The organism is Rhizobium sp. 862_C5_N1_2, assembly GCF_051811205.1.
GTDB classification, from domain to species: domain Bacteria; phylum Pseudomonadota; class Alphaproteobacteria; order Rhizobiales; family Rhizobiaceae; genus Rhizobium; species Rhizobium leguminosarum.
Genome location: NZ_JBPWPT010000003.1, coordinates 575,036 through 600,313, shown reverse-complemented (window position 1 = coordinate 600,313; position 25,278 = coordinate 575,036). Strand labels below are relative to the sequence as shown.

At 62.9% G+C, this 25,278-nt stretch carries 26 protein-coding genes; 20 read left to right on the top strand and 6 right to left on the bottom strand.

Annotated elements, in window-relative coordinates:
- Positions 1-233 precede the first annotated feature (233 nt).
- From cobF to ACD590_RS32755, 5 genes are all read left to right on the top strand, one after another.
- Positions 234-998, top strand: a complete 765-nt coding sequence (gene cobF / locus ACD590_RS32775; protein ID WP_130748252.1) for a precorrin-6A synthase (deacetylating) — start codon at positions 234-236, stop codon at positions 996-998.
- Between the two features lie 73 nt (positions 999-1,071).
- Positions 1,072-2,454 carry a precorrin-3B synthase gene (gene cobG / locus ACD590_RS32770; protein ID WP_439004236.1) on the top strand — a complete coding sequence of 461 codons (1,383 nt, stop codon included), beginning with the start codon at positions 1,072-1,074 and terminating at the stop codon, positions 2,452-2,454.
- Positions 2,455-2,456: 2 nt separating this feature from the next.
- Positions 2,457-3,089: a precorrin-8X methylmutase gene (locus ACD590_RS32765; protein ID WP_027665409.1), complete on the top strand. Its 633-nt coding sequence runs from the start codon at positions 2,457-2,459 to the stop codon at positions 3,087-3,089.
- Positions 3,086-3,817, top strand: a complete 732-nt coding sequence (locus tag ACD590_RS32760; protein WP_130759799.1) for a precorrin-2 C(20)-methyltransferase — start codon at positions 3,086-3,088, stop codon at positions 3,815-3,817. The genes ACD590_RS32765 and ACD590_RS32760 overlap by 4 nt, the downstream gene beginning before the upstream one ends.
- Positions 3,814-4,578, top strand: a complete 765-nt coding sequence (locus ACD590_RS32755) for a precorrin-3B C(17)-methyltransferase (RefSeq protein WP_439004235.1) — start codon at positions 3,814-3,816, stop codon at positions 4,576-4,578. The genes ACD590_RS32760 and ACD590_RS32755 overlap by 4 nt, the downstream gene beginning before the upstream one ends.
- Here the strand turns inward: ACD590_RS32755 and ACD590_RS32750 are convergent.
- Positions 4,542-5,312, bottom strand: coding sequence for a cobalt-precorrin-6A reductase (locus ACD590_RS32750; protein WP_439004234.1), 771 nt, complete (start codon positions 5,310-5,312; stop codon positions 4,542-4,544). The two genes, ACD590_RS32755 and ACD590_RS32750, sit on opposite strands and share 37 nt — an antisense overlap.
- On the opposite strand from ACD590_RS32750, the gene cbiE reads away from it, so the two are divergent.
- Positions 5,311-6,543: a precorrin-6y C5,15-methyltransferase (decarboxylating) subunit CbiE gene (gene cbiE, locus ACD590_RS32745; RefSeq protein WP_439004233.1), complete on the top strand. Its 1,233-nt coding sequence runs from the start codon at positions 5,311-5,313 to the stop codon at positions 6,541-6,543. The two genes, ACD590_RS32750 and cbiE, sit on opposite strands and share 2 nt — an antisense overlap.
- Positions 6,544-6,547: 4 nt before the next feature.
- Positions 6,548-7,306, top strand: coding sequence for a precorrin-4 C(11)-methyltransferase (gene cobM, locus ACD590_RS32740; RefSeq protein ID WP_131704136.1), 759 nt, complete (start codon positions 6,548-6,550; stop codon positions 7,304-7,306).
- Between the two features lie 21 nt (positions 7,307-7,327).
- Here cobM and ACD590_RS32735 read toward each other — a convergent pair whose 3' ends face one another.
- Complete coding sequence (locus tag ACD590_RS32735; RefSeq protein ID WP_439004232.1) at positions 7,328-8,140, bottom strand: TIM barrel protein; 813 nt, start codon at positions 8,138-8,140, stop codon at positions 7,328-7,330.
- A 160-nt stretch (positions 8,141-8,300) separates the two neighbouring features.
- Positions 8,301-9,329, bottom strand: a complete 1,029-nt coding sequence (locus tag ACD590_RS32730; RefSeq protein ID WP_168319781.1) for a LacI family DNA-binding transcriptional regulator — start codon at positions 9,327-9,329, stop codon at positions 8,301-8,303.
- Positions 9,330-9,460: 131 nt separating this feature from the next.
- Here ACD590_RS32730 and ACD590_RS32725 point away from each other — a divergent pair, with 131 nt between their 5' ends.
- From ACD590_RS32725 to ACD590_RS32665, 13 genes are all read left to right on the top strand, one after another.
- A complete protein-coding gene (locus ACD590_RS32725; RefSeq protein WP_439004231.1) occupies positions 9,461-10,549 on the top strand; it encodes a fatty acid desaturase family protein in 1,089 nt (362 codons plus the stop codon).
- A gap of 21 nt (positions 10,550-10,570) precedes the next feature.
- Positions 10,571-10,885 carry a MocE family 2Fe-2S type ferredoxin gene (locus ACD590_RS32720; protein WP_003553420.1) on the top strand — a complete coding sequence of 105 codons (315 nt, stop codon included), beginning with the start codon at positions 10,571-10,573 and terminating at the stop codon, positions 10,883-10,885.
- An 11-nt stretch (positions 10,886-10,896) separates the two neighbouring features.
- Positions 10,897-12,123, top strand: coding sequence for an NAD(P)/FAD-dependent oxidoreductase (locus tag ACD590_RS32715; RefSeq protein ID WP_439004230.1), 1,227 nt, complete (start codon positions 10,897-10,899; stop codon positions 12,121-12,123).
- Between the two features lie 39 nt (positions 12,124-12,162).
- On the top strand, positions 12,163-12,978 hold the full coding sequence (locus ACD590_RS32710) for a 3-methyl-2-oxobutanoate hydroxymethyltransferase (RefSeq protein ID WP_439004229.1): 816 nt from the start codon (positions 12,163-12,165) through the stop codon (positions 12,976-12,978).
- Positions 12,979-13,007: 29 nt separating this feature from the next.
- Positions 13,008-14,006 (top strand): NUDIX hydrolase, encoded by a 999-nt coding sequence (locus tag ACD590_RS32705; RefSeq protein WP_197728785.1) that lies wholly within the window; start codon positions 13,008-13,010, stop codon positions 14,004-14,006.
- Between the two features lie 69 nt (positions 14,007-14,075).
- Positions 14,076-15,047, top strand: coding sequence for a quinolinate synthase NadA (gene nadA, locus ACD590_RS32700; protein WP_439004228.1), 972 nt, complete (start codon positions 14,076-14,078; stop codon positions 15,045-15,047).
- Positions 15,044-16,585, top strand: coding sequence for an L-aspartate oxidase (locus ACD590_RS32695; protein ID WP_439004227.1), 1,542 nt, complete (start codon positions 15,044-15,046; stop codon positions 16,583-16,585). Before nadA ends, ACD590_RS32695 begins: the two co-directional genes overlap by 4 nt.
- Entirely contained in the window at positions 16,563-17,486 is a 924-nt protein-coding gene (nadC, locus tag ACD590_RS32690) for a carboxylating nicotinate-nucleotide diphosphorylase (RefSeq protein ID WP_439004226.1), read from the top strand. The genes ACD590_RS32695 and nadC overlap by 23 nt, the downstream gene beginning before the upstream one ends.
- A gap of 575 nt (positions 17,487-18,061) precedes the next feature.
- Positions 18,062-20,008, top strand: coding sequence for a BTAD domain-containing putative transcriptional regulator (locus tag ACD590_RS32685; RefSeq protein ID WP_050566358.1), 1,947 nt, complete (start codon positions 18,062-18,064; stop codon positions 20,006-20,008).
- 106 nt (positions 20,009-20,114) lie between these two features.
- Positions 20,115-20,258 carry a hypothetical protein gene (locus tag ACD590_RS32680; protein WP_003553391.1) on the top strand — a complete coding sequence of 48 codons (144 nt, stop codon included), beginning with the start codon at positions 20,115-20,117 and terminating at the stop codon, positions 20,256-20,258.
- 13 nt (positions 20,259-20,271) lie between these two features.
- Positions 20,272-21,534, top strand: coding sequence for a YcaO-like family protein (locus ACD590_RS32675; protein ID WP_439004225.1), 1,263 nt, complete (start codon positions 20,272-20,274; stop codon positions 21,532-21,534).
- The gene (locus tag ACD590_RS32670; RefSeq protein ID WP_439004224.1) at positions 21,531-22,274 is read left to right on the top strand and encodes a TfuA-like protein; all 744 of its coding nucleotides are present in this window, start codon (positions 21,531-21,533) and stop codon (positions 22,272-22,274) included. Before ACD590_RS32675 ends, ACD590_RS32670 begins: the two co-directional genes overlap by 4 nt.
- Positions 22,275-22,340: 66 nt before the next feature.
- Positions 22,341-22,607, top strand: a complete 267-nt coding sequence (locus tag ACD590_RS32665; protein WP_011655326.1) for a hypothetical protein — start codon at positions 22,341-22,343, stop codon at positions 22,605-22,607.
- 80 nt (positions 22,608-22,687) lie between these two features.
- Here the strand turns inward: ACD590_RS32665 and ACD590_RS32660 are convergent, their stop codons facing one another.
- From ACD590_RS32660 to ACD590_RS32650, 3 genes are all read right to left on the bottom strand, one after another.
- Entirely contained in the window at positions 22,688-23,092 is a 405-nt protein-coding gene (locus tag ACD590_RS32660; RefSeq protein WP_018246197.1) for a helix-turn-helix domain-containing protein, read from the bottom strand.
- A 202-nt stretch (positions 23,093-23,294) separates the two neighbouring features.
- A complete protein-coding gene (locus ACD590_RS32655; protein WP_439004223.1) occupies positions 23,295-24,131 on the bottom strand; it encodes an amidohydrolase family protein in 837 nt (278 codons plus the stop codon).
- Positions 24,132-24,208: 77 nt separating this feature from the next.
- Complete coding sequence (locus ACD590_RS32650; protein ID WP_018448727.1) at positions 24,209-24,994, bottom strand: IclR family transcriptional regulator; 786 nt, start codon at positions 24,992-24,994, stop codon at positions 24,209-24,211.
- Positions 24,995-25,278 lie beyond the last annotated feature (284 nt).

The window sequence follows — 25,278 nt, the reverse complement described above, 5'->3', positions numbered from 1 at the left end:
ATCTGTCGTCGATACGCTAATGTTGTCCAAAACACCCAATCCTTTTCGATGCGCTTTTCTGTCAACATAGCGTCAAAAAGCGTATCAAAAGTGACACGATTCGGGATTCGCAGCAACAATAGGGCTAAGCCACTATCCACAGGCCCGGTTGGCCGCGGCCAACTCATCGTTCAGCCCTTGCGACGTCCAAGCTTTTTCGGCATGACCGCCAGGACTCAACGGGGAGCATCCGCTTGAAGCATATCCATATCATCGGCATCGGCACGGGCAACCCGGAGCACCTGACCATACAGGCCATCAACGCTATGAACGCAGCCGACGTGGTCTTCCTGCCGGTCAAGGGCGTCGGCAAGGAAGAGCTCGCCGAAATCCGGCGGGATATCTGCGACCGCTATTTCACACGGCCGGCCGGCAGGATTTCAGAGTTCGCGGTGCCGCAAAGGCAGACGGCAGACAAGACCTATGTGCGGAGCGTCGACGCCTGGCACGGTGAGATCGCCGGCATCTATGCAGAACTGATCTCCGGTCTCCCTGATGATGGCAGCGGCGCCTTTCTCGTCTGGGGCGATCCCAGTCTCTACGACAGCACGATCCGCATCATCGAACGCGTGCGGCAGGAAAGCAGCCTGGATTTCGATTACAGCGTCATCCCCGGCATCACCAGCATCCAGGCGCTGGCGGCCAGCCACAGAATCCCCGTCAACCTCGTCGGCAAACCGATCGAGATCACCACAGGGCGCAGGCTGGCACAGGATGGACTTCTAACCGACAGCACCGTCGTCATGCTTGACGGCGAACAGGCTTTTGCGAAGATCGACGATCCCGATGCCGAGATCTTCTGGGGCGCCTATCTCGGCACCAAGGACGAGATCGTCAGATCAGGACGACTTGGCGACATCGCCACCGACATTCTGACGCTCAGGGCCGAGGCCAGGCAGCGGCACGGCTGGATCATGGACATCTATCTTCTGCGCAAGGGACGGGATTTCGACGATTAGCCAGTGCGAAGCCTTTCCAGCATGCTTTGCCGGCCCGGCTGCGATCATGTAAGAAGTGGCCAGAGGATCGAGAATGAGCATTAAGGCCGCAAAGGCAAGCGACAGGACAGGCGAGGCGGATCTGCACGGTCGCCCGGCGGCAAAGATGGGTAGACGCGGCGCCTGCCCCGCCCTTGCCGCGCCGATGCCGACCGGCGACGGTTTGCTGGTACGGCTGCGGCCGACCGGCGGCACGTTGACGCTGTCGCAGTTCGCAAGCCTTGCCCGCTCCGCCGCAGCACATGGAAACGGCATTCTCGAAATCACCGCCCGCGGCAATCTGCAGATCCGAGGCCTTCGGGCTGAGACCGTCGGACAGCTCGCGGCCGATATCGATGCCGCCGGTATCACCGTGCCGGAAGGGCCGGCAATCGAGACATCGCCGCTGCACGGCATCGACCCGGAGGAGATAAGCGATCCGGCCGTGATGGAAATGGCCTTGCGTGCTACGCTCCACGATCTGCTTGCCTCGCCGCGGCTCGCGCCGAAGCTCTCGCTTATCGTCGACGGCGGCGGTTCCTTCGGATTGTCAGCACTGTCCGCCGACATTCGTGTCGTCGCGCAATTCGGCGCGGATTGGCTTGTCGCGATCAATGGCGACGGTGAAACTGCAATCCCAGTCGCGATCGGTCCTGCGGAGGCGGCGATATCAGCCGTTGGCGAAATTCTGAGCTTGTTGGCGACCCTCGGGCAGGGCAGGCGAGCAAAGGATATCGACGCGACGCTTCTGCGGGCGCGTTTTCCCGCGATGGATGGCATTCAATTCATTTCGTCTCGCGCGGCAGTCATGCCGCTTGCCGGCTCGCACAGGCTTGACGACGGCAAAATCATACTCGGCGTCAGGCCGGAATTCGGGCAGATGAGAGCGCCCGATCTGGTCGCTTTGCTCGATCTGGCAAAGGCCCGTGGCGCAACAGCCATCCGGCTTGCGCCCGGTCGCGGTTTCTTCCTCATCGGGCTTTCCGACGATGCAGTGCTGGCTATGCAGATCGCCGCAGCCAGACATGGCTTCAGCAGCCAGCCTGGCGAGAATACCGAGCATATCGCCGCCTGTGCCGGCGCCGGCGCCTGCGGTTCCGCTTTCTACGAGACGCGGACCCTTGCGCGCCGTCTCATTGCCGCAGCACCTGCCCTTTTCGACGGTTCGCTGACGCTGCATCTATCCGGCTGCGCCAAGGGCTGCGCTCATGCCCGGCCGGCGCTGACCCTGACGGGCTCAGCGGAAGGTTATGGGCTCATCCTCAATGGGCTTGCGGCGGATCAGCCGGACGAACGGATCGCTGGCGGTCGGATCGATTTCGCTATAGAGAGGCTCGCCCGGTCCATCGAAGACAACAAAGACGCTGGCGAATCGACCGCCGCCTGCCTTACACGGCTCGGCGCCACCGGTGTTTCGAAGGCGCTGCGACAGGAATAGGAATGCCAGACTACGATTATATCCGCAGCGGCGATGCGATCTACGAGCGTTCCTTTGCCATTATCCGTGCCGAGGCCGATCTTTCGCGCTTCACCGACGATCAAGCCGAAATCGCCGTGCGCATGATCCATGCCTGCGGGCTGGTCGAGGCAGCGGAACATTTCCTGTTTTCCGCCGATTTCGTCAGCGCTGCGCGCGATGCGCTGAAGGGTGGCGCGCCAATCTTCTGCGACGCGGAAATGGTGTCCCAGGGCGTCACCCGGGCGCGGCTGCCGGCGCTGAACGAGGTGATCTGCACGCTGCGCGATCCCGCGACACCGGAGCTTGCGCGCGAGACCGGCAATACGCGTTCGGCCGCCGCCATGCATCTCTGGCTCGATCGGCTCGGCGGCAGCGTTGTCGCGATCGGCAATGCGCCGACCGCCCTCTTCCATCTGCTTGAACTCCTGCGCGACGGCGCCCCGAAACCCGCGGCGATCCTCGGCATGCCTGTGGGCTTCGTCGGCGCGGCGGAATCCAAGGATGCATTGGCGGAAAATTCCTACGGCGTACCCTTTGCCATCGTCCGCGGCCGGCTCGGCGGCAGCGCCATGACGGCTGCCGCCATCAATGCATTGGCGAGGCCAGGCCTATGACGACAAGCGGCCGTCTCATCGGCGTTGGCACGGGTCCCGGCGATCCGGAGCTCCTCACCCTCAAAGCCGTGCGCGCCATCGAAGGCGCGGATGTGATCGCCTATTTCGCCAAGCAGGGCAGGGGCGGCAACGGCAAGGCGATCGTCGAGCCGCTGCTGAAATCAGGCGTGACGCTGCTGCCGCTCTATTATCCCGTGACGACCGAGATCGACAAGAACGACGAACGCTATCAGAGCCTGATCACCCAATTCTACGATCTGTCTGCCAAAGCGGTCGCCGGGTATCTCGATGCCGGACTGACCGTCGCCGTTCTCAGCGAAGGCGATCCGCTCTTCTACGGCTCCTATATGCATCTGCATGTCAGGCTTTCCCAGCGCTACCCGACGGAAGTGATCCCCGGCATCAGCGCCATGTCGGGCTGCTGGTCGCTTGCCGGCATGCCGATCGTCCAGGGCGACGACGTGCTTACCGTACTGCCCGGTACGATGGCCGAGACCGAGCTGACGCGCCGCCTTGCCGATACGCAGGCCGCCGTCATCATGAAGGTCGGCCGCAATCTGCCGAAGATCCGCCGGGCGCTCGCAGCGGCCGGCCGGCTTGCGGAAGCCGTCTATGTCGAGCGCGGCACCATGGCGAATGCGGCGATGGAAAAGCTTGCCGACAGGACAGACGGCGATGCCCCGTATTTTTCGCTGGTGCTGGTGCCGGGCTGGGAGGGCAGCCGATGAGCGGCAGGCTTTTCGTGATCGGCACCGGCCCCGGCAATCCCGAGCAGATGACGCCGGAGGCTTTGACCGTCGTCGACCAGGCAACGGATTTCTTCGGCTACGGACCCTATCTCGACAGGCTGCAGCTTCGCGACGATCAGCTGCGCCATGCCTCGGACAATCGCGAGGAGCTCGACAGGGCGGGGGCAGCCCTCGCCATGGCGGCTGACGGCGCGAAGGTCTGCGTCGTCTCCGGCGGCGACCCCGGCGTCTTCGCCATGGCGGCCGCCGTCTGCGAGGCAATCGAGAACGGGCCGGCCGCCTGGCGCTCGGTCGATCTCACCATTCTGCCCGGCATCACGGCGATGCTGGCCGTGGCGGCAAGAGCCGGTGCCCCGCTTGGCCACGATTTCTGCGCCATATCGCTGTCTGACAATCTAAAGCCTTGGAATATAATAGAAACACGCCTTAAACTGGCGGCAAAAGCGGGCTTCGTCATCGCGCTCTATAATCCGATCAGCCGGGCGCGGCCATGGCAGCTCGGCGACGCCTTCAAGCTGTTGCGCAACCATCTGCCTGCAGCAACGCCGGTTATTTTCGGGCGCGCGGCCGGGCGGCCGGACGAGCGCATCGCGGTCCAGCCGCTGTCGCAGGCGGATGCGTCGATTGCGGATATGGCGACCTGCATCATCATCGGCTCGGCTGAGACACGCATCGTCACGCGGCCAGGCAGGCTGGACCTCGTCTATACGCCGCGTTTCATGGCGGGAGGAAACAGGTGATCGATCGCCGCCAGCGCCGCCTCGACAGTTTCGACCGCCTTGACCATAGAGACCGGCGCGCGCGCCACCATCATCACCTCGATACCGAGCAGACGGGCGGCCTTGATCTTCGCATAGGTGGCCGCACCGCCGCTGTTCTTGGCGACGATGACGTCGATATCGTGCTGTCTCAGCAGATCGCATTCACCGTCCAGCGTGAACGGACCCCGATCGAGGATGTAGTCGACATTATCAAGCGCAAGCGGCGGTTCGACGGGATCGACGCTGCGAATAAGATAGTGATGTTGCGGTGCGGCTTCCGCATGATGCGCACCCTGCCGGCCCGTCGCCAGGAAGACATGGCGGGGGGAGGGGCCAAGCGCTTCGATGGCAGCCGGAATGCTCTGCACGTCCCGCCAGCGATCGCCCGGCCGGCGTTGCCATTCGGGACGGCGCAGAGCGATGGCAGCAATGCCGGTGGTCCCAGCTGCGAAAGCGGCATTGGCCGAAATTCGCTCGGCGAAGGGGTGCGTGGCGTCGATCAACAGGTCATATCCGCCGGCCTTCAGGAAATCGGCGAGTGCGGCAGCGCCGCCGAAACCGCCGATGCGGACCGGAACAGGCTGCGTGGCCGGTTTTTCGGTGCGTCCGGCAAGCGACAACAAAACATCGCAATCATCCCGCGCCGCGAGCGCCTCGGCCAGCAGCCGCGCCTCGCTGGTGCCGCCGAGGATCAAGATGCGGGGTCGTCCCATGTCTGATGTCGCTCCTCCGTCCGGCCAGCGTTGGCTGACTATTATCGGCATCGGCGAGGATGGTCCAGAAGGGCTGGGCGAGGCGGCGAAGAGGCTGATCGCAACCGCACCCGCCGTCTTCGGCGGTGCGCGACACCACGCACTCGCTGCCTCGCTGATCACAGGCGAAAGGCTTTCCTGGCAGAGCCCGTTCGAGCGCTCGGTCGAGGCCATCCTTGAAAGGCGCGGCACGCCTGTTGTCGTGCTCGCCTCTGGCGATCCCTTTCTCTATGGCGTCGGCGCAACGCTCTCCCGCCATGTGGCAGCGGAAGAGATGCGCACCATCCCCGCACCCTCGGCCTTCAGCCTTGCTGCCTCCTGCCTTGGCTGGCCGCTGCAGGACGTCGCGACGATCTCGCTGCATGGACGGCCGATCGACCTGATCCGGCCGCATCTGCACCCCGGGCGGCGCATCCTCGCGCTGACCTCGGACGACAAGGGCCCCCGCGAACTGGCTGCCCTGCTGACTGCTGCTGGCTTCGGTCAGTCGCGACTTACGGTGCTCGAGGCGCTTGGCGGTGCTCGGGAACGGCAAAGAAGTGCTGTGGCTGCGGATTTCGATCTCGTGGACATCGATCCTCTAAATGTCTGCGCCGTCGATGTTGCGGCAGGGGAGGGGGCTCGCATCCTGCCTTTTGCCGCAGGGCTCGAAGACGAGCTGTTCGAGAATGACGGACAGATCACCAAGCGTGAAATCCGGGCGATGACGCTTTCCGCACTCGCGCCGCGTCACGGCGAACTGCTCTGGGATATCGGCGCAGGCTCGGGCTCGATCGGCATCGAATGGATGCTGGCCGATCCCAGCCTGAAGGCAATCGCCGTCGAACAATCGCCGGAACGGGCCGCACGAGTCGCCCGCAATGCAGCCGCCTTCGGCGTACCGCATCTCGCCGTCATTGAGGGTACGGCGCCCGATGCGCTGAAGGGGCTGCCGGAACCGGATGTGATCTTCCTCGGCGGCGGCGGTAGCGAGCCGGGTGTTGTCGATACTGTGATTGCCGCGCTGAAGGGGGGAGGGCGGCTTGTTGCCAATGCCGTGACGCTGGAGATGGAAGCGGTGCTGCTCAGTGAACATGCCAAACGCGGCGGCTTCCTCACGCGGATCGAAATATCGCGCGCCCAGCCCGTCGGCGGCATGACCGGCTGGCGGCCGGCAATGCCGGTAACGCAGTGGCGCTGGACGAAAGGATGACAAGATGACGGTGCATTTCATCGGCGCGGGACCAGGTGCTGCGGATCTGATCACGGTGCGTGGCCGTGATCTCATCGCCCGGTGCCCGGTCTGTCTCTATGCCGGCTCGATCGTCTCGGCCGAACTGCTGCAATATTGTCCGGCGGGCGCGCGCATCGTCGATACGGCGCCGATGTCGCTCGACGAGATCGAGGCAGAATATCTTCGCGCTGCCGCGGCGGGCCAGGATGTCGCCCGGCTGCATTCCGGCGATCTCTCGGTCTGGAGTGCGGTCGCCGAGCAGGTGCGCCGGCTTCAAAAACACGGCATCGACTATACGATGACGCCAGGCGTTCCGGCCTTTGCCGCCGCGGCCTCAGCCCTCGGCCGAGAGCTGACGATCCCGGCCGTGGCGCAGAGCCTGGTGCTGACCCGCGTTTCCGGCCGCGCGTCACCAATGCCGAACGACGAGACACTGGCAAAATTCGGCGCGACAGGCGCCACGCTGGCAATCCATCTGGCAATCCACGCGCTGAAGCAAGTGGTCGAAGAGTTGACGCCGCTTTACGGCGTCGACTGCCCTGTCGCGATCGTCGTCAAGGCTTCCTGGCCGGACGAGCGTATCCTGTGCGGCACGCTCGCCGATATCGAGGCAAAGGTTGCCGCCGAACCGATCGAACGCACGGCGATCATCTTCGTCGGCCCCTCGCTCGTGGCCGAGGATTTTCGTGAAAGCTCGCTCTACGACCCGGCCTATCAACGACGGTTTAGGGGTAGAGAGTAGCGTCAAGCCACCGCGCGGCTTTTAGACCCGGGCGCTGAGATAATCCATGCTGGCACGAAGCGCACCGACCGGGTCTTTCAGCGCATGCACCTCCGCTGCAAAGGGCTCGAAGGAGAACGGGCCGGTATAGCCCGCCTGCAGCAGCGCCCTGACCTGCCCGGCATTGTCGAGCCGGTCGTCGCCGTCCACGAGCACGCGATGGGAATCGCGCATGTCGGCAACGGAAACGGAGGGATCGCTGACCCCGGAAATGTGAACGAGGCCGGCCAGCTCAGGGAAGGTAGCCGCTTCGCCGGCAAGGTGATGGTGGAAGGTGTCGTGGACAAGCCTGAAGGTTGATTCCGCACCGAGTTCCCTGATTGCCTCGGCTGCCTCGGTCTTCGAGCGCAGCGAGCAGATCTCGAAACCGAGCGGCTCGACGAGACCGATAATGCCGGCTTCCTCGAGCATCGGCTTCAGCGCGGCCAGAGACTGGCGCAGATTGGCCTGCCGTTCGCCATCCGCGCAGCCGGTGCCGTCGTTCTTCGGAACGAGGACGAGCGCCTTGGCGCCGGACGCGCCGGCATAATCGATCAGTTCCTGCGCTTCGGCGGCCCGGGTCGCATTCCACTCATTGAAGCGCTGCAGGGCATTGATCGAGATGATCGTCACGCCATGGCGGGCAGCAGCCTCCTTTATCGTTTCAGCTTTGGTGCCGTTGAGGATGGCATTGCCGGAAAGGTCGTTGCGAATCTCGACGGCATCGATGCCGAGCGATCGGGCCAGCGCGAAAAAATCGTCGATGGCAAGCAACGGCGCGGCCATATGGTTGAGCGCAAAACGGATCGAAGTCATGACTGGTTCTCCTCCTGATCTCCGCGTCAGGGCGGAGCGGTCCTCGTGAATGGGTCAGCGAATCTCTATCGGAATTCGCGTCGCAATCCATCCGTCATCGCCGGCGCCGGCTTTCATTGCTGACAGAATTTCGAACGGAACGATGGAATTCCATCACGCCTCAGATGTTCTCGGAAATATGAATATCGAAAGGCAGGAAGAGCTGCCCGGGAACAGCCGTTTCGCCGTTTTCGATGGCGCCCGTCATCAGGACCATCAACTCCTTACAGAGTGCGGGCAGGGGGGTGCCGATCGCCATGGCGACGATATCGTCGGCAAGGCCGGCTTTGCTGTCGGGCGTCAGCTCGTTGACGACGAGGACGATCTTGCCGCCGACGCCTTCTTCGCGGAATGCCGAGATCGCCCCTTCCATACCGCCGCCGCAGACATAGAGGCCAACGAGATCGGGATGTTTCTGCAGCAGCGTCAACGTCGCCTCATGAGTGATCTCGGCAGTCTCGAGATTGATCAGCGTGTCGACGACATCGAACTCAGGCGCATTCTCGCGAAAATAGGAGCGAAAGCCGATTTCTCTGAGCTCATGGCCATGAAAGCGGTGGCTGCCGACGAAACAGGCGACCTTGCCGGGCTTGTGTGCCGTGCGCGCAATCGTCCAGGCGGCAGTACGCCCGACCTTGCGGTTGTTGACACCGACGTAGGCGTCGCGCACGCCCGTGGCGAGGTCGGAAAGCAGCGAAAACACCGGAATACCGCGCTCTTTCAGCTCTTCGACCGCCGTTGTCACCGCCGGATAATCCGGGCCAACGAGAGCAACGGCCTGGTTGCGAGCGCCGAGCGTCTTGATCTTTTCGACGATCGCAGCCGGTGTCGCGGCTGACGGAAAGTCGATCTGCGTCTGGATGCGCGCGTTTGTCACCGCGCGCGCTGCGGTTTCGATCTCGCGCACGAAGCTCTGATAGAAGGGCTGCATCGGCTTCTGCAGCAGGAAGGCGAGCCTGTATTGCGGCAGATCCTCGAAAACGCGCTGCTTGATCAGGCCGACGGCGTGATAGCCGATCGACTGCGCTGCATCATAGACCCGTCGCGCCGTTTCCTCGCGCACCCTGTGGCGCGCGTTGAGAACACGATCGACGGTGGCGACGCTAACGCCGGAGGCGCGGGCGAGATCGGATATGGTGGGACGGCGCATCGGCGTTCCTGATGGATTCAATCATGAATGCAAGCCATTCATGATGGCTTTTGATAGAATATATCAAGCCTGCATTGAGCGCTTTCCAAAGTCAACCTATTCTCCCAGACAAGGGCAACGGGAGGCGGATAATGGCGACCCAGACAAAGAAGCGCGACTACGACCTTCTCGGCGAAAGCGGCCGCACCGCCGTCGAGACGGGGCTGGCGGCAGCCGAATGGTATCACACCGACATTCCCCGCAAGGAGATGAAGGCGCTGATGCAGCGCTCCGATGCGCCGGCGATCCGCGACACGGCCCTCTGGCTGGGCAGCATGGTCGTCCTTGCCGGGCTCGGCATTTATTTCTGGGGCTCGTGGGTCGCGCTGCCCTTCTTCCTCGCTTATGGCGTGCTCTACGGCTCGGCCTCCGACAGCCGCTGGCACGAATGCGGCCATGGCACCGCCTTCAAGACGCGCTGGATGAACGATGTCGTCTACCAGATTGCCTGCTTCATGATCATGCGCAATCCGGTGACCTGGCGCTGGAGCCATGCGCGCCATCACACCGACACAGTGATCGTCGGCCGCGATCCCGAGATCGCCGTCATGCGGCCGCCCGATCTCTTCCGGCTGGTGCTTAATTTCTTCGGCATCCTCGACGCCTGGCATGCAATCGTCGACATGCTGCGCAATGCCTTCGGCGGCGTCAGCGCGGCGGAAAAAACCTTTATTCCCGAGATGGAGCAGCCAAAGACCATCCGCATCGCCCGCATCTGGCTGGCGATCTATATCGCAACGATCGCGGCCGCGATCGCCATGGGTTCGATCCTGCCGCTGATGCTGATCGGCCTGCCGCGCCTCTACGGCGCCTGGCACCATGTGCTGACCGGACTGCTGCAGCATGGCGGCCTTGCCGACAATGTGACCGACCATCGGCTGAACAGCCGCACGGTCTATATGAACCCCATCAGCCGCTTCATCTACTGGAACATGAACTACCACGTCGAGCATCACATGTTTCCGATGGTGCCCTACCACGCGCTGCCCCAGCTGCACGCGATGATCAAGCACGACCTGCCGGCACCGAACCCGTCGATCTTGTCCGGCTATCGCGAGATGATCCCTGCCTTCCTGCGCCAGCTGCGCAACGAGGACTATTTCCTTAAGCGCGAACTGCCGGCCACCGCGCGGCCCTATCGCGAGGAATTTCACAACGAGCTGGCCCCGGCCGCGCAATAACGACAATCAAGGGAGGACAAGATGAGCGGAAATTGGATCCAGGTCTGCGACAAGGACGAGATCGACGAGGAGGATGTCATCCGCTTCGATCATGGCGGGCGCACCTTCGCGGTCTATCGCAGCCCGGACGACGAATTCTTCGCGACCGACGGGCTCTGCACGCATGAACATATCCACCTCGCCGACGGGCTTGTCATGGATGAGATCATCGAATGTCCAAAACATAATGGCCGCTTCAACTACAAGACGGGCGAAGCCAAGGGTGCGCCGGTCTGCGTCAATCTCAAGACCTATCCTGTCAAGATCGAAGACGGCGCCGTCTTCATCTCGCTCTGAGGGAGGCCGGCATGGCTCATTACGTCATCCTGGGCGCGGGCGAATGCGGTGCGCGCGCCGCCTTCGCCTTGCGGGAAAAGGGCTTTGCCGGCGAGATAACGCTAGTCGGCGCCGAGCCGCTTCCGCCCTATGAACGGCCGCCGCTTTCGAAGGCCGGCTCCACCGATGCAAGCGATCCGAAATTCATCGCCGCGGCGGAAAAATATGTCGAAAACGGCATCCGGCTGCTGACCGGCCTGGAGGCAAGGGATTTCGATCCCGCATCCAGGACCGTCACGCTTTCGGACGGGACGGTGCTTTCCTACAGCAAGCTTCTGCTTGCGACGGGTGCGGCCGCGCGGTCGTTCCCCGGCGCACCCGAAGGCAGCCCGCATATTCGTTCGCTGCGGACGCATTACGATGCGGCAGCACTGCGCGATGCGATGAAGCCGGGACGGCATATCGCCATCATCGGTGGCGGGTTCATCGGACTGGAACTTGCGGCCACGGCGCGGCTGCTTGGCGCCGAGGTCACCGTCATCGAGGGGCTGGAACGCGTGCTGAAGCGTGGCGTGCCGGAGGAGATCGCTCATCTGCTCACTGAGCGCCATCGCGCTGAAGGCGTCGATATCCGCTGCGGCGTCTCCATCGGAGCGCTGACTGAGGAAACAGGAAAATCCCTGATCCGATTGTCGACCGGCGAGGTGATCGAAGCCGATCTCGTCCTCGTCGGCATCGGTGCACGCCCGAATGTCGAGATCGCCGAAAGGGCCGGGCTGGCAATCGACAACGGCATTGCGGTCGACACCTATCTCCAGACCTCTGCTCCTGATGTCTTCGCAGCCGGCGATTGCTGCTCCTTTCCGCTGTCGATCTATGGCGGCCGGCGGGTACGGCTCGAATCCTGGCGCAATGCCCAGGAGCAGGGCACATTGGCCGCGGCCAACATGCTCGGCCTCGACGAAGCCGTATCGGCGGTGCCGTGGTTCTGGTCGGATCAATACGACATGACGCTGCAGATATCAGGCCTTGCCGAAGGGGCCGCCACGCATCAGCGCCGCGAGCTCGGCGCAGGCGCCTTCATTCTCTTCCATCTCGACGCCGGCGGACGATTGATCGCTGCAAGCGGCATCGGGCCGGGCAATGCGGTGGCACGCGACATCAGGCTCGCCGAAATGCTGATCGCAGCGCGCGCCCATCCGAACCCGGCAGCACTCGCAGCCAGCGACATCAAGCTGAAATCCCTGCTGGCCGCCTGAGCTGCCCGATATTTTCACCCGATTTTTTCAAAGGAATTGATGATGAAAAAACATAGACGCGCAACCGTCGCCGATCTGCTTTCGGAAAAAGGCAAGCGCCAGCTCACCATGCTGCGCGTCACCTCGCTGGAGGAGGCGGAAGCCGCCGAAAAGGCGGGGATCGACATTGTCTCCGTGCCGCCCTCGCTGCTCGGCCCGGTCTTTCGCGAGATCGCCCCCACGCCCTTTGCCATTCCTGGGCTCGAATATGGCGACCATGTCTCGGCCGAGGACTATCTGCGTGCGGCCTTTGCGGCGCTGAAGGCAGGCGGCGACGCGGTCTATTGCGCCGCAAGCCTGCAGACGATCCGGCGCATGCGGGACGAGGGCATCCCGGTCTGCGGCCATCTCGGGCTGATCCCCTCGAAGGCAACCTGGACAGGCGGCTTCCGCGCCGTCGGCAAGACGGCGGCGAGTGCCGCCGAGATCTGGCGGCAGACCAAGGCGCTGGAAGAGGCCGGCGCCTTCGCCGCCGAAATCGAAGTCGTCCCAGGGGATGTGGCTGCCGCCATCAGCAGCAACACCTCGATGCTGATGATCTCCATGGGCGCAGGCAGCGGCTGCGACGCCCAATATCTCTTCGCCGACGACGTGCTCGGCGCCAATCGCGACCACTATCCGCGTCATGCCAAGGTCTATCGCAACTTCGCCGACGAACACGACCGGCTGCAGCGCGAGCGCATCGCCGCCTTCACCGAATTTGCCGAGGATGTCAGGACCGGCGCCTATCCGGAAAAGCGTCATCTCGTCGGTATCGACAACGCGGAACTGGAATTCTTCCTGCAGCGGCTGAAAAGCGAGACGGGCAATAGCTGAGGGCAAACGCGCTCTGTTGCCTCGATCATGTGGGAAGCGCCGCAAAGGCGCTTCCCCTCCATTGGCTTCCGTCCCGGCCTGTGTCAGAAATTATCCGTTCGATTCATTCGGAACGGAGTATTCGGTCCCCTGTGACGATCGGCTTTGCGCATGCGGAATTGATTGCGGTGCTCGTCGCGGTGACGGGGGACGAGCCGCGCGTAATGACGATCCGTTCCGGCAATGCGCTGCCGTCGGGCCCCTTCGAAATGGGCCATCGCACCCTGCAATCGGGCCTGCGCGAATGGGTGCAGGAGCAGACGGAACACCCCGTTGGTTATCTCGAACAGCTCTATACCTTCGCCGACCGCGACCGGAACAACGACATCCCAGGCGGGCGGACGATCTCGATCAGCTATCTCGGCCTCGTCAACGAGCAGTCAGGCGCCGGCCGGCCGGGATGGCACGGCTGGTACGAATATTTCCCCTGGGAAGACCACCGGCAGGGCCGGCCAGCCGTGCTTGACGAGATCATGGCGCGCCTGAGGAGCTGGGCCGATGCCGATCCGGCAAGGCGCGACCATCGCCATCGCCGGGCGGATTTCACCTTCGGCCTCGATGGCGGCGGCTGGAACGAGGATCTGGCCCTGCAGCGCTACGAACTGCTTTATGAGGCGGGGCTCGTCTCGGAAGCCGGATGCGGCGCGGAGGCCAATCTCGGCCTGGCAATGTTTGCCGATCACCGCCGTATTCTCGCAACCGGAATCGCCCGACTGCGCGCCAAGATCAAATACCGCCCCGTCGTCTTCGAGCTGATGCCGGAGAGCTTCACGCTGCTGAGGCTTCAGCGCACCATCGAGGCGTTGGCGGGGCTGACGCTGCACAAGCAGAACTTCCGCCGCCTCATCGAACAGCAGGAACTGGTCGAGGAAACCGGCGGCACGGAAAGCGAAACCGGCGGCCGGCCGGCCAAGCTTTTCCGCTTTCGCCACACCGTGCTCGAAGAACGGGCGCTGGCAGGAACGAAATTACCGCTCTCCCGCAATTGACATATGCTCACCGTGAGAATATCTCTTTGCCTATGATATGCTCAATTGGAGCATAATTAGGAGCCGGTCATGAATTATCCTGTTTCCGCATCCTCGCTCTACGAGCGCGTCAGCCGCGTCATTCCCAAAGCCGAATGGATGACGTTCGAAAATGACGTCGACGCGATCCTCGAACTCAAGCGCCGCCGCAACGCCGTCATTCTCGCGCACAACTATCAGACACCGGAGATCTTCCACGGCGTGGCCGATATCGTCGGCGACAGCCTGGCGCTCGCCCGCAAGGCAATCGAGGTCGATGCCGATGTCATCGTGCTTGCTGGCGTGCATTTCATGGCCGAGACCGCCAAGCTGCTGAACCCCGAGAAAACCGTGCTGATCCCGGATCTCGCCGCCGGCTGTTCGCTGGCGGATTCGATCACGCCCGAGGATATCGCCCTGCTGCGCCAGGCTCATCCCGGCGTGCCCATTATAACCTATGTCAATACCTCGGCCGCGGTGAAGGCTGCCTCCGATATCTGCTGCACCTCGGGCAATGCCAAACAGGTGGTGGAATCGCTCGGTGTGCCGAAGGTGCTGATGATCCCGGACGAATATCTGGCGCGCAACGTCGCCCGCGAGACTGATGTCGAGATCATCGCCTGGCATGGCCATTGCGAAGTGCATGAACTCTTCACCGCCGAGGACGTGCGCCAGCTGCGCGAAAACCATCCCGGCGTAACCGTGCTCGCCCATCCCGAATGCCCGCCCGATGTGGTGGCCGAAGCTGATTTCGCTGGCTCCACAGCTGTCATGTCGGATTATGTCGGCAGGCAGAAACCGGCGCGCGTCGTGCTGCTCACCGAATGCTCGATGAGCGACAATGTCGCCGTGCACCATCCCGATGTCGAATTCATTCGCCCCTGCAATCTCTGCCCGCACATGAAGCGGATCACGCTGGCCAATATCCGCGCCGCCCTCGAGGAAAACCGCCACGAGGTGACGGTCGATCCGGCGATTGCTGTCGCCGCGCGCCGCGCCGTCGAAAGGATGCTGGCCATATGACCGAGTTTCTCGAGCATCTTGCCGGACGCACGGTAATCGTCGGCAGCGGGCTTGCGGGGTTGATGACCGCGCTGACGCTGGCGCCCGAACCTTCCGTGATCGTCACCCGCGCGGCCCTTGGCGCGGAAACATCGAGCGCCTGGGCGCAGGGCGGCATCGCCGCCAGCGTCGGCGCCGACGACAGTGCGGCGCTGCATCTTGCCGATACGCTTGCCGCCGGCGACGGGCTTTGCGATCCGGCGGTCGCCGCTGGTATCATCGCCGAGGCACCGGCGGCGATCGCCGCGCTGGAGCAAGCCGGCGTGCGGTTCGACCGGAATGCCGCCGGCGAACTCTCGCTCGGGCTGGAGGCTGCGCACAATCGCCGCCGTATTGTCCATGCCGAAGGCGATGGCTCGGGTGCGGCGATCATCGCCGCGCTGATCAAGGCGGTGATGACAACGCCTGCCATCACTGTCCTCGAAGGTTTCGAGGCGCGGCGGATTGTGATGGACGGCGAGCAGGTCGCCGGCCTGCTCTGCGCGACCGCGAATGGCGCCGCCATTCTGCCGACTTCACGGGTGGTGCTCGCCACCGGCGGCATTGGCGGGCTTTACGACGCGACCACCAATCCGATGGGCAATTTTGGCCAGGGGATCGCGCTCGCAGCAAGGGCCGGTGCCGCGCTCGCCGATATGGAATTCGTCCAGTTCCATCCAACGGCGCTCGATTCACGCCGCAGGCCGCTGGCGCTCATCAGCGAGGCAGTGCGCGGGGAGGGGGCTTTGCTCGTCAACGAACGCGGCGAACGGTTCATGGCCCGCATTCCAGGGGCCGAGCTTGCACCGCGTGACGTGGTGGCACGGGCGATCAGCGCCGAAATCGCCCGCGGCGGACGAGTATTTCTCGATGCCCGCGATGCTCTCGGCAGCCGCTTTGCCGCTCGCTTTCCTGTCATCTCGAGCCTTTGCGGCGAGGCCGGCATCGATCCGGCGAGAGACCTCATTCCTGTGCGCCCGGCCGTTCACTATCACATGGGCGGCGTGGCCACGGATGCAAATGGCCGCAGTTCGGTTCCCGGTCTCTGGGTCGCCGGAGAGGCGGCCTCGACCGGCCTGCACGGCGCAAACCGGCTTGCCAGCAATTCGCTGCTGGAGGCGGCTGTCATGGGCATGCGGGCTGCACGCGACATTTCAGGCATGCCGGCGAGTGGTACCGGCCCCATCTCCGCCGGGAGTCTCCCGGCGCCCTCCGATGCGTCAGTCGTGCGGCCGATCGTCTCGCGCCATCTCGGCGTGTTGCGCAATGCCGGCGCCCTTCATGGCGCGATCACCGCACTGCTGCCGCTTGCCGAAGGCAACGGCCCTGCCGCCGATCCGGCCATCGTCGCACTGCAGATCGCCGTCTTTGCCAGCCTGCGGATGGAATCGCGCGGCGCCCATGCCCGCACCGATTTTCGGCTGAAGCTCGCCAATGCCAACCGACGCCAGATGTGCCTTTCCGACGTTCTGGAGATCGCCCGCGCGACGCCGCCCTATGCCCTTGCAAGGAGTGCCTAAGATGAGCCTTGTTCCCCTTCCGCGCCTGATCGTCGAACCCTTGGTGCGGGCCGCCCTGCTCGAAGATCTCGGTCTTGCCGGCGATATCACCTCGGCATCGGTTATCCCTCGCGATCACCACTCGACGGTGGTGATGGCGGCCCGCCAGCCGGGCGTGATTGCCGGTCTCGATGCGGCCGAACTCGCCTTCGCCCTCGTCGATCCCGAAATCGTCATGCGCCGCCATCTCCAGGACGGCGACGCGGTAAAACCCGGCGATGTGATCGCCACCATGGCAGGCCCGTCGCGTGGCCTGCTGAGCGCCGAGCGCACCGCGCTGAATTTCCTCGGTCACCTCTCTGGCATCGCCACAGTGACGGCAGGGATCGCCGCCGCCATCAGGGGCACCAAGGCTTCCGTCGCCTGCACGCGCAAGACGACGCCCGGCCTCAGGGCGCTGGAGAAATATGCGGTGCGGGCCGGTGGCGGCATGAACCATCGTTTCGCACTCTATGATGCGGTGCTGATCAAGGACAACCACGTCGCCATCGCCGGTGGGGTCGCTGAAGCGATCCGTCGGGCGCGGGCAGGCGTCGGCCACATGGTGAAGATCGAGGTCGAAGTGGACACCCTCGATCAGCTGCGTGAAGCGATGGAGACCGGCGTCGATGCCGTTCTGCTCGACAATATGACGCCGGATCAGCTGCGCGAGGCCGTCGCCATCGTCGCCGGCCGGGCCATCACCGAGGCATCCGGCCGGGTCACGCCGATAACGGCTGCCGCAATCGCTGCTTCCGGTGTCGACCTCATTTCGGTCGGCTGGCTGACACACAGCGCCCCGGTGCTGGACATCGGGCTCGATTTCGTCGAAGCCGCGGCCGCGACGGAGGTCAGCCCGAAACGGATTGCACAGGCGCTGTGATCCCTCAAGCCTGCTTCGGCTGGGCTTCTTTGTCGCTGTCGAATTCCAGCAGTTCGATCATTACGCCGAGATCGGGCACCGTGTCGTAATAGGCATAGCGCCCGTGGCGACCGTCGAATTCGCCCGAAGGGCGCCACGACGGAAGACGGTTGGGCTGCGACCGGCGACGGCATCATCGACTGGGAAAAATTCGTACCACTCTTCCGCGAGACAAAGGCTGAGTATATCGTCACCGAGCATCACAATCCGGCCGACTGGCGCCGCTTCGCCCGGCGTTCGATCGAGCACATCACGGCGCTCGGCCTTTAACGCGGCCTCGATTTGGTTGGGAATAGTGGGTGATATGGACCACCGGCAGTGGAAATAACCTGCCGTCACGAAACGCAAACCGCATCCTCACGAAAGTGTTGGCAAGCATTTCCTCCCCGTGTGGCGCGAGAATATGCAAATATTCGATGAAAATTCTTCTTTTTAAAGCAAAACCGCTATGCGCCGGCCTCTTATGGTTCTAACATGCTTTGGATTGGCCGGTGCGCTTGTGCGCCTTGGCTTTCAGGGGTGAGAACCGAGATGCGATGGACATCCGGCAGATGCTGACGAACAGGCTGTGCCTGCTCGGAAGACCGCGATTGCTGGCGGCGGGGACGGAACTCCCCTTGCCGGAGAAGTCTTATTTTCTCCTCGCCATGCTCGCCGCCGAACCCAATTTCGAACTCGACCGCGAAACCGTCAGGCGACAGCTCTGGCAATCGGAACTGCCGGAAAAACGGGCCGGCAGCCTGCGCCAGCTGCTGGCGCGCATCGAGCAGAGCGTTCCCGCCGGCCTTCCACAGCTGCTTGCCGCGACCCGAACCCATATCGGCCTTGCCGATGGCTGGGAGGTCGATGTTCATATCCTGAAACAGAAAGGGCCACTCGCACCCGAAGACGGCGGCCTGCTGAACGGCGAATTGCTCGAAGGCGTCAAATCGCCGACGCAGGGCGCCGAGGACTGGCTGACCTTTGAGCGCCAGCGCGTCGACGAACTGCGCTCCGCCCATCTCACCCGGCTGGTCGAGACATCAGAAGACCGATCTGATGAAGAGCAGGTCACGCTTGCCAGGCGCCTGCTGGAACTCGACCCTGCCAGCGAGACGGCCTATCGCGCCTTGATGCGCACCTATGTCAGGATGAACGATCCGGCAGCGGCGCGTCAGGCCTATCTGAAGTGCAAGAGCCAGCTGAAGGACGATTTCGACACCGAGCCGGAAGAAAGCACCACCGCTCTTGCCCGTGAACTCAACCTGGTGCCGGCAGCACAGGCGACGTCGGGACATCCTCAGTCGGCGCTTAACCTTTCCGTCAATACGGTCGGCCAGCCGCGCATCATCATTCTGCCGCCGGAAAGTATCTTCACCGATCCGCTGATGGAGCGCGTCGGCAGGGCGCTTCTCGAAGACGTCACCATCGGCCTCAGCCAGCAGCGCGGCTTCAAGGTGATCGCGGCGCATACGAGCCTGGAGATCCTCAGCCGTTCGATCGATCCGTCGCGTGCCGTACCCGGTCCGCTCGACCTCAGCTTCGACTATGCGGTCTACGTCACCATCCAGGGCCGCGACGAGGATGTCTTTGCGACCTGCCGGCTGACGCGGACGACGACCTCGGAAGTGATCTGGGCCATCGAGCTGCCGCTGGTCATGCAAAAGATCAGCGAATCCTTCGCGCATCTGACGCGGCGGATCGTCTCCTCGCTCGCCGACACGATCGAGCGCCACGAACTGGCGATACCGATCGGCGAGGCGCCGCCGTCCGCCTACCGTCTCTACCTGGAAGGCAAGCGGCTGATCGCCCAGACCGATCTGCAGCATCTGCGCCAGGCGCGCAAATGGTTCAAATCCTCGCTCAATCGTTACGAACATTTCTCTGCCGCCCATGCTGGCATGTCGCGCGCGCTCGGCATGGAATGGCTGATCCGCGGCATGCGGGACAAGGAACTGCTTGACGAGGCGAACGGTGCTGCCCGGCAGGCGCAGCAGTCCGACCCGAACAGCGGCCGGGCCTACCGCGAGCTCGGCTTCGTGGCGCTTTATCGCCGCCGCTTTGACGAAAGCCTGGAATATTTCCAGCAGGCCCAGGATCTCAATCCCAACGACGCCGACATCCTCGCCGATTTCGCTGACGCGCTTTCTCATGATGGCGATTTCGATCGAGCGCTGGAGCTCAGCCGCGCGGCCTTCAAACTCAATCCGCTGCCGCCGGACTATTATTACTGGAACCTCGGCGGCATCCACTTCATGCGCGAAGAATATGAAATGGCGATCGAGGCGTTGGAACCGGTGAAAGCGAAGCAGGCAACGGCCCGTCTGCTCGCCGCCTCGCATGCCATGGCCGGCGATACGAGCAAGGCCAGGAATTACGCTAGGGTGGTGTTGGAAAACTTCCCGGATTTCCGCAGCGAGGACATCCGTCATTTCGTCCCCGATCGCGATCCCGCCTATACGGAACCGTTGATAAAGGGCCTGCATCTTGCCGGTCTTCCTTGATTGCATCGCCTTTTAACGAAGCCTGTAACGCTTAAATGACGCAGGCAATGTTTCCCTCCGATGGTTAACGGCAGCAAGGCGCTGCCTGACCAATCGGAGATGGAACATGAAGACGAATGCTGAAACCACTGCAGCTCAGACACAGTCTCTGCGCTTTTCTGCCGCCGCCAGGGCAGCCCTGAAGCAGGACGAACTCAACGTTTCCGCAAATGCGCTCGAGAGCCTGACGCATGCGCTGAGGTTCCGCTAAGGAACAGATCGGTATGTCCGCTTTCACCGACCTTGAAACGCTAGCCGGTGACCTTAAACGATCATCGGCCGGTGTCAGCGATTATCATGACCGCGCGGTCACGCCGGCTCAGACCCTCGCAGCCGTCAGGCCGCATCTGCGCGAATTCGGCATCACGCGCGTCGGTCTGCTGACTGCACTCGATGTCTTGAACATCCCCGTCGCCTTCGCAACGAGGCCGAACAGCCATACGCTGTCGGTGTTTCAGGGCAAGGGTATCGATAATGATGCCGCCATGACCTCGGCGGCGATGGAAGCAGTCGAGACGCGGATCGCCGAAATTGCCCCCGCCGACCTGACGCAGGCGACGATCGACAGCATGCGGGCGGAGCGGGCCGCGATGATCGATCTCGACAATGTCGCACGCTGCGCGCCCGACGAGATCGGCAGCAAGCCTATTCCCTGGTGCACGGGGCTCGACATCCTTTCCAGCAGCAGTGTCTTCGTGCCCTGGTGGCTCGTCGGTCTCGATCATCGCGGCGAGAGGCCGCCGGGCTTCGAGCAGTCGAGCGACGGACTTGCCTCCGGCAACACGCCGTCCGAGGCGGTCCTGCATGGGCTTTGCGAACTGGTGGAGCGCGACGCCTGGGCCTTGACCCAGCTGAAATCGCCGGAGCGCCTGAAGGAGAGCCGCGTCGACCCTGCCTCCTTCGGCGATGCGGTTATCGACGTCATGACCGACCGGATCACACGCGCCGGCATGAAATTGCTGCTGCTCGACATGACGACGGATATCGGCGTTCCCGCTTTTCTGGCGGTCATCATGCCAGGCAATCTTTCCGACCGTGTCGACGCGCGCTGGTCGCATGTCTGCGGTGGCTGCGGCTGCCACCCCGATCCCGTGCGCGCCGCGCTGCGCGCCATCACCGAAGCGGCGCAGAGCCGGCTGACCGCGATCGCCGGCAGCCGCGACGATTTCTCGCCGCGCATCTATCAGCGGCTCGACCGGAGCGCGGCGATGCAGCAGGTGGTCGAACTTTGCGAGGGCGACGGTCGGATGCGCGCGTTCCACGACCGTCATCGCCGCCCGGCGACGATCCAGGATACCATCGCCCATATTGCCGACCGACTGGCGGCGACCGGCATCGAGCAGATCATCGTCGTGCCCTTTCCGCATCGATCCCTGCCGATCTCGGTCGTCAGAGTGATCGTGCCGGGACTGGAGGTCGATATATCAGGCCAATACATCCAGCTCGGCATGCGCGCGGTCAACACCATAAGAGGAGCCGAATCATGAAGGTGCTGTTCGTCGGCCCGAGCCTTGGCAGTGATCTTGCCGCTGCAAGAGCCATGTCTCCTTTCATCGACTTCCGACCGCCGGCCGCCGCCGGCGATATCCTGAAGGCCGTTCGGGCCGGCGCCACGGCGATCGGCCTCGTCGATGGCTATTTCGGCGACCTGCCTTCGGTCTGGCACAAGGAAATACTTTACGCACTCGAACATGATGTCGCCGTTGCCGGCGGGGCCAGCATGGGGGCGTTGCGGGCAGCCGAATGCGCCCCCTTCGGCATGGTCGGGCTCGGTTCGATCTTCGAAGATTACGAGTCCGGACGGCTGCTCGACGATGAGGCCGTCGCGCTGGTTCATGCGCCGCAGGAACTCGGCTGGCTGCCGCTTTCCGTTCCCTGGGTCGATTTCGAGCCGACGATCGATGCGCTTCACGCCAAAGGCGAGATTTCGCCCGGCGAGCGCAAGAAGCTGTTGCTGGCCGGCCGGTTTCTGCATTTCTCCGAACGCACCTATGCGAGGGTGGCCGACGAGTGCCATTTCCGCAAGCCGCGCCGCGACCATATCCTCGCCGCCATCCGCGGCAGCCGTGTCGAGCGCAAGCGCAACGACGCGCGACTGGTGCTGGAATGGCTGAGCCGGGATAAATTCCTCCCCGTCAACCGTGACTGGCGCTTTGCCGCGACCTCACATTGGGAGCTCTTGCACGCCGAAGTCACGCGCAATGCGGTTCCTGTAACGCTTGAATAACGGTCGCGGCGGAATGATGCAGCACTGATGGAATCGTAGGGTTCCACGACCAAAGAGGCGGGAACGATGTTTGATCAATACAACGAGGGTACCGGCAGCGAATACGCAAGGATCTTCCGGCTGCTGTCGGCAGCCAAGGATGAGGCTGAAAAGCTTCAGCTGCGCAATCTGATGCACCTGACGAACATGGCGCTGCTGCAGGTCGTCATCGATTGGGACGGCATAGATCCCGACAGGGAGCTTGACGTCAATCTCGAGAAGCTGCTCGGCAGCAAAGCCAAGATCGCAATGAAGGATGCCAGCGAGAATCTAATCCTGATCGATCGCCATTGAGCCCGATCGATTGCTACTGATCCGATCAACCGCTATTGATCCTCATGCGGTCCGTTCGGAGCGCGTGAAGGACAACCGGTCTATTCGGCCGCTTCGGTTTCCAACTGTTCGGTGTTGGCAATCGCCTGGACGAGCTTCAGGATCTTCTTGCGAAGCGCTTCGTTCTTGATCGAAAAGAACGCCGCATTGAGAAGGACGCCTTCGCGCGAAATAACGAATTCCTCGCTCGGAGCGGGGTTGTCGTTGGCCGTATCAGGGGTCGACAGATCGTCAAAAAACGTCCTGACATCGACCTTAAGCGCGCCGGCGATTTCGACCAGCATGCTGGCGGAAACGCGGTTGGAACCCTTTTCGTACTTCTGGATCTGCTGGAACGTTACGCCAACACGATCGCCCAGTTCCGTCTGAGAAACTTTCCTCAACAGACGCTGGATACGGATCGTCTTTCCGACGTGAACATCGACGGAATGCGGTTCTTCTTTCATCTCATTTTCCCTTCTGAAGGCAGCGGACAGGGGTCATTCCCCATATCCGTGTCAACAACTTTTAGCCGAGATAAATAAGGCTAGCAATTGCTTGCATGTAGATAGCGTTAAGCCCGAAAATCGGGCGTTTTTTGTCCCGGAATGGTACAAAAAACATGCCGAAATGGCACGCCCAGGAGACCGGTCGCTTTATTTTGTGACGTCAGAGCGACCAGAGGCGCTGCGCATTGGCGAAAAGCAACTTCGAGCGCTCTGCCTCGCTGCTACCTGAGAGCATCGCATGGGTCGCCGCGACCCAGGTAGAGAGGCCGCCACCGAGCGTGCAGACTGGCCAATCGCTGCCCCAGACGACGCGGTCCCAGCCGAAGCTTGCGATCACATGTTCGAGATAGGGCTGCAGCATTTCTGCCGTCCATGTCTTCGCATCGGCATAGGCGACAACGCCGGAGACCTTGCAGACCACGTTCGGCCGCCGGGCAATCTCTGATATGCCGGCCTTCCATGGCTGAAAGGCGTCCGAGCGGATATCCGGCACGCCGCAATGGTCGAGAACGAACTGCACATCAGGCGCAAGATCGACGAGGGCGGTTACACGGCTCGCCTGATGCGGCAATGTGCAGAGGTCGAAAGTCAGGCCGCTCCCGCTCATGCGCCTGATGTTTTCGCGAAACAGGGCGCCTTCGGAAACATCATCTGGCACGACATGCAGCACACGGCGGAACCCCTTGACGAAGGGATCGGCCTTTTGCCGCTCGAGATAGGCGGCAAAGCCTTCCTCTTCCGGCCGGCAGGAGACGATGGCGCCGGCAATCAGACTGCCTTGCTTTTTGGCGACGCTGGCGACGTGATCGGTCTCGGCCTGCATCGCGGCGGGATCGACGTCGACCTCCATATGCAGCACCGTGGTGATGCCGCAGCGCCGGGCTTCAGTCGCATAGGTCTCGTAGAGGAAATCATGATCGAGAGCGGGCGCGCCTGAGAGCCAGGGATAGGGCAGGGCCGATCGATCGATGATGTGCAGGTGGGTGTCGATGAACACGCTCTTCTCCTCCCAGAGTGGTTTGGCGGCAAACCTATTCCTGGTGAATGGATTGTTCAAATAGAAATTCTTAGGCCTCAGGCCGGGTTGACGACATCGGCGCCGGCAAGCAGCGAAAGCTGGGCGGCGGTCTTCTGCACCAGCGTGATCGCCTGCGTGATATCGGGAGCGGACGGCGCATTGACGAGCGCGATAAAGGGGCAGGTGAGGGCGGCGATGCAGCGGCGGTCCGGTCCAAGAACGGGAGCGGAAAGATTGTAGACGCCTGATGTCTGGGCGCTCGCCATCATCTCGTAGCCGCGCTCGCGGATCTGGTGGAGACGATCGTAGAATTCGGGGCCGAGTTCGATGTCCGAGCGGCTGCGCACATGTTCCGAGATCATCATCTCCCGCTCCTCCTCGCTGCGGAAGGCAAGCAGCACATGGCCCGAGCCGGTGTCGAAGAGGCTGATATGGGCGCCGATGCGGATCGAGAATCCCCAATAGTCCGGCGCCTCCTGTTGGGCGATGACAACCGCCGCGCCACGATCGAAGACCGCAAGATGATTGGCCTGGCGTGTGCGCTGGGCGAGATCGCGCATCAGCGGCGTGGCATAGGAGGCGAGCCGGCGCACCGGCGCGTGCAGTTGCGCAAGACCGAAGAGCTTCAGCGTCAGCGAATAGCGGTCGCCATCCAACCGGGTGACGTAACCGCGGCGCACCAACCGGTCGAGCATGCGGTAGAATTCGTTGGGGCTGCGGTCGAGCCGTTTGGCGATTTCGGCCTGAGTGAGGCCGCTGTCGACGCCGGCGAGCAATTCCAGGATATCGAGGCCCTTGTCGAGGGCAGGAGCGCGGTAGCGGTCGGACTCGTCGGACTCCATGTCCTTCCTCCTGTGAATATCACTCTGCATATACGCAGAACCGCAGCCGGAAAAGGAAAACTTCGCACTTGACCCTTGGCCAATCGTCTGTTTGTCTATAAACAGACAAATCATCACTGAAAAAGGTCGATCGGAAGCGAACGACTGAGGTACAGAAGGCGCCCGAGCGGCAGGATCATAAGCAAGCCGGGACAGGGAGGAAGGCCGTGCAGCGCATGGGAATGGTCATCGGACCCGCCGCCGGCGGAGATCGCCGAAAAAGCAGCCAATCGACTGAATCCCCC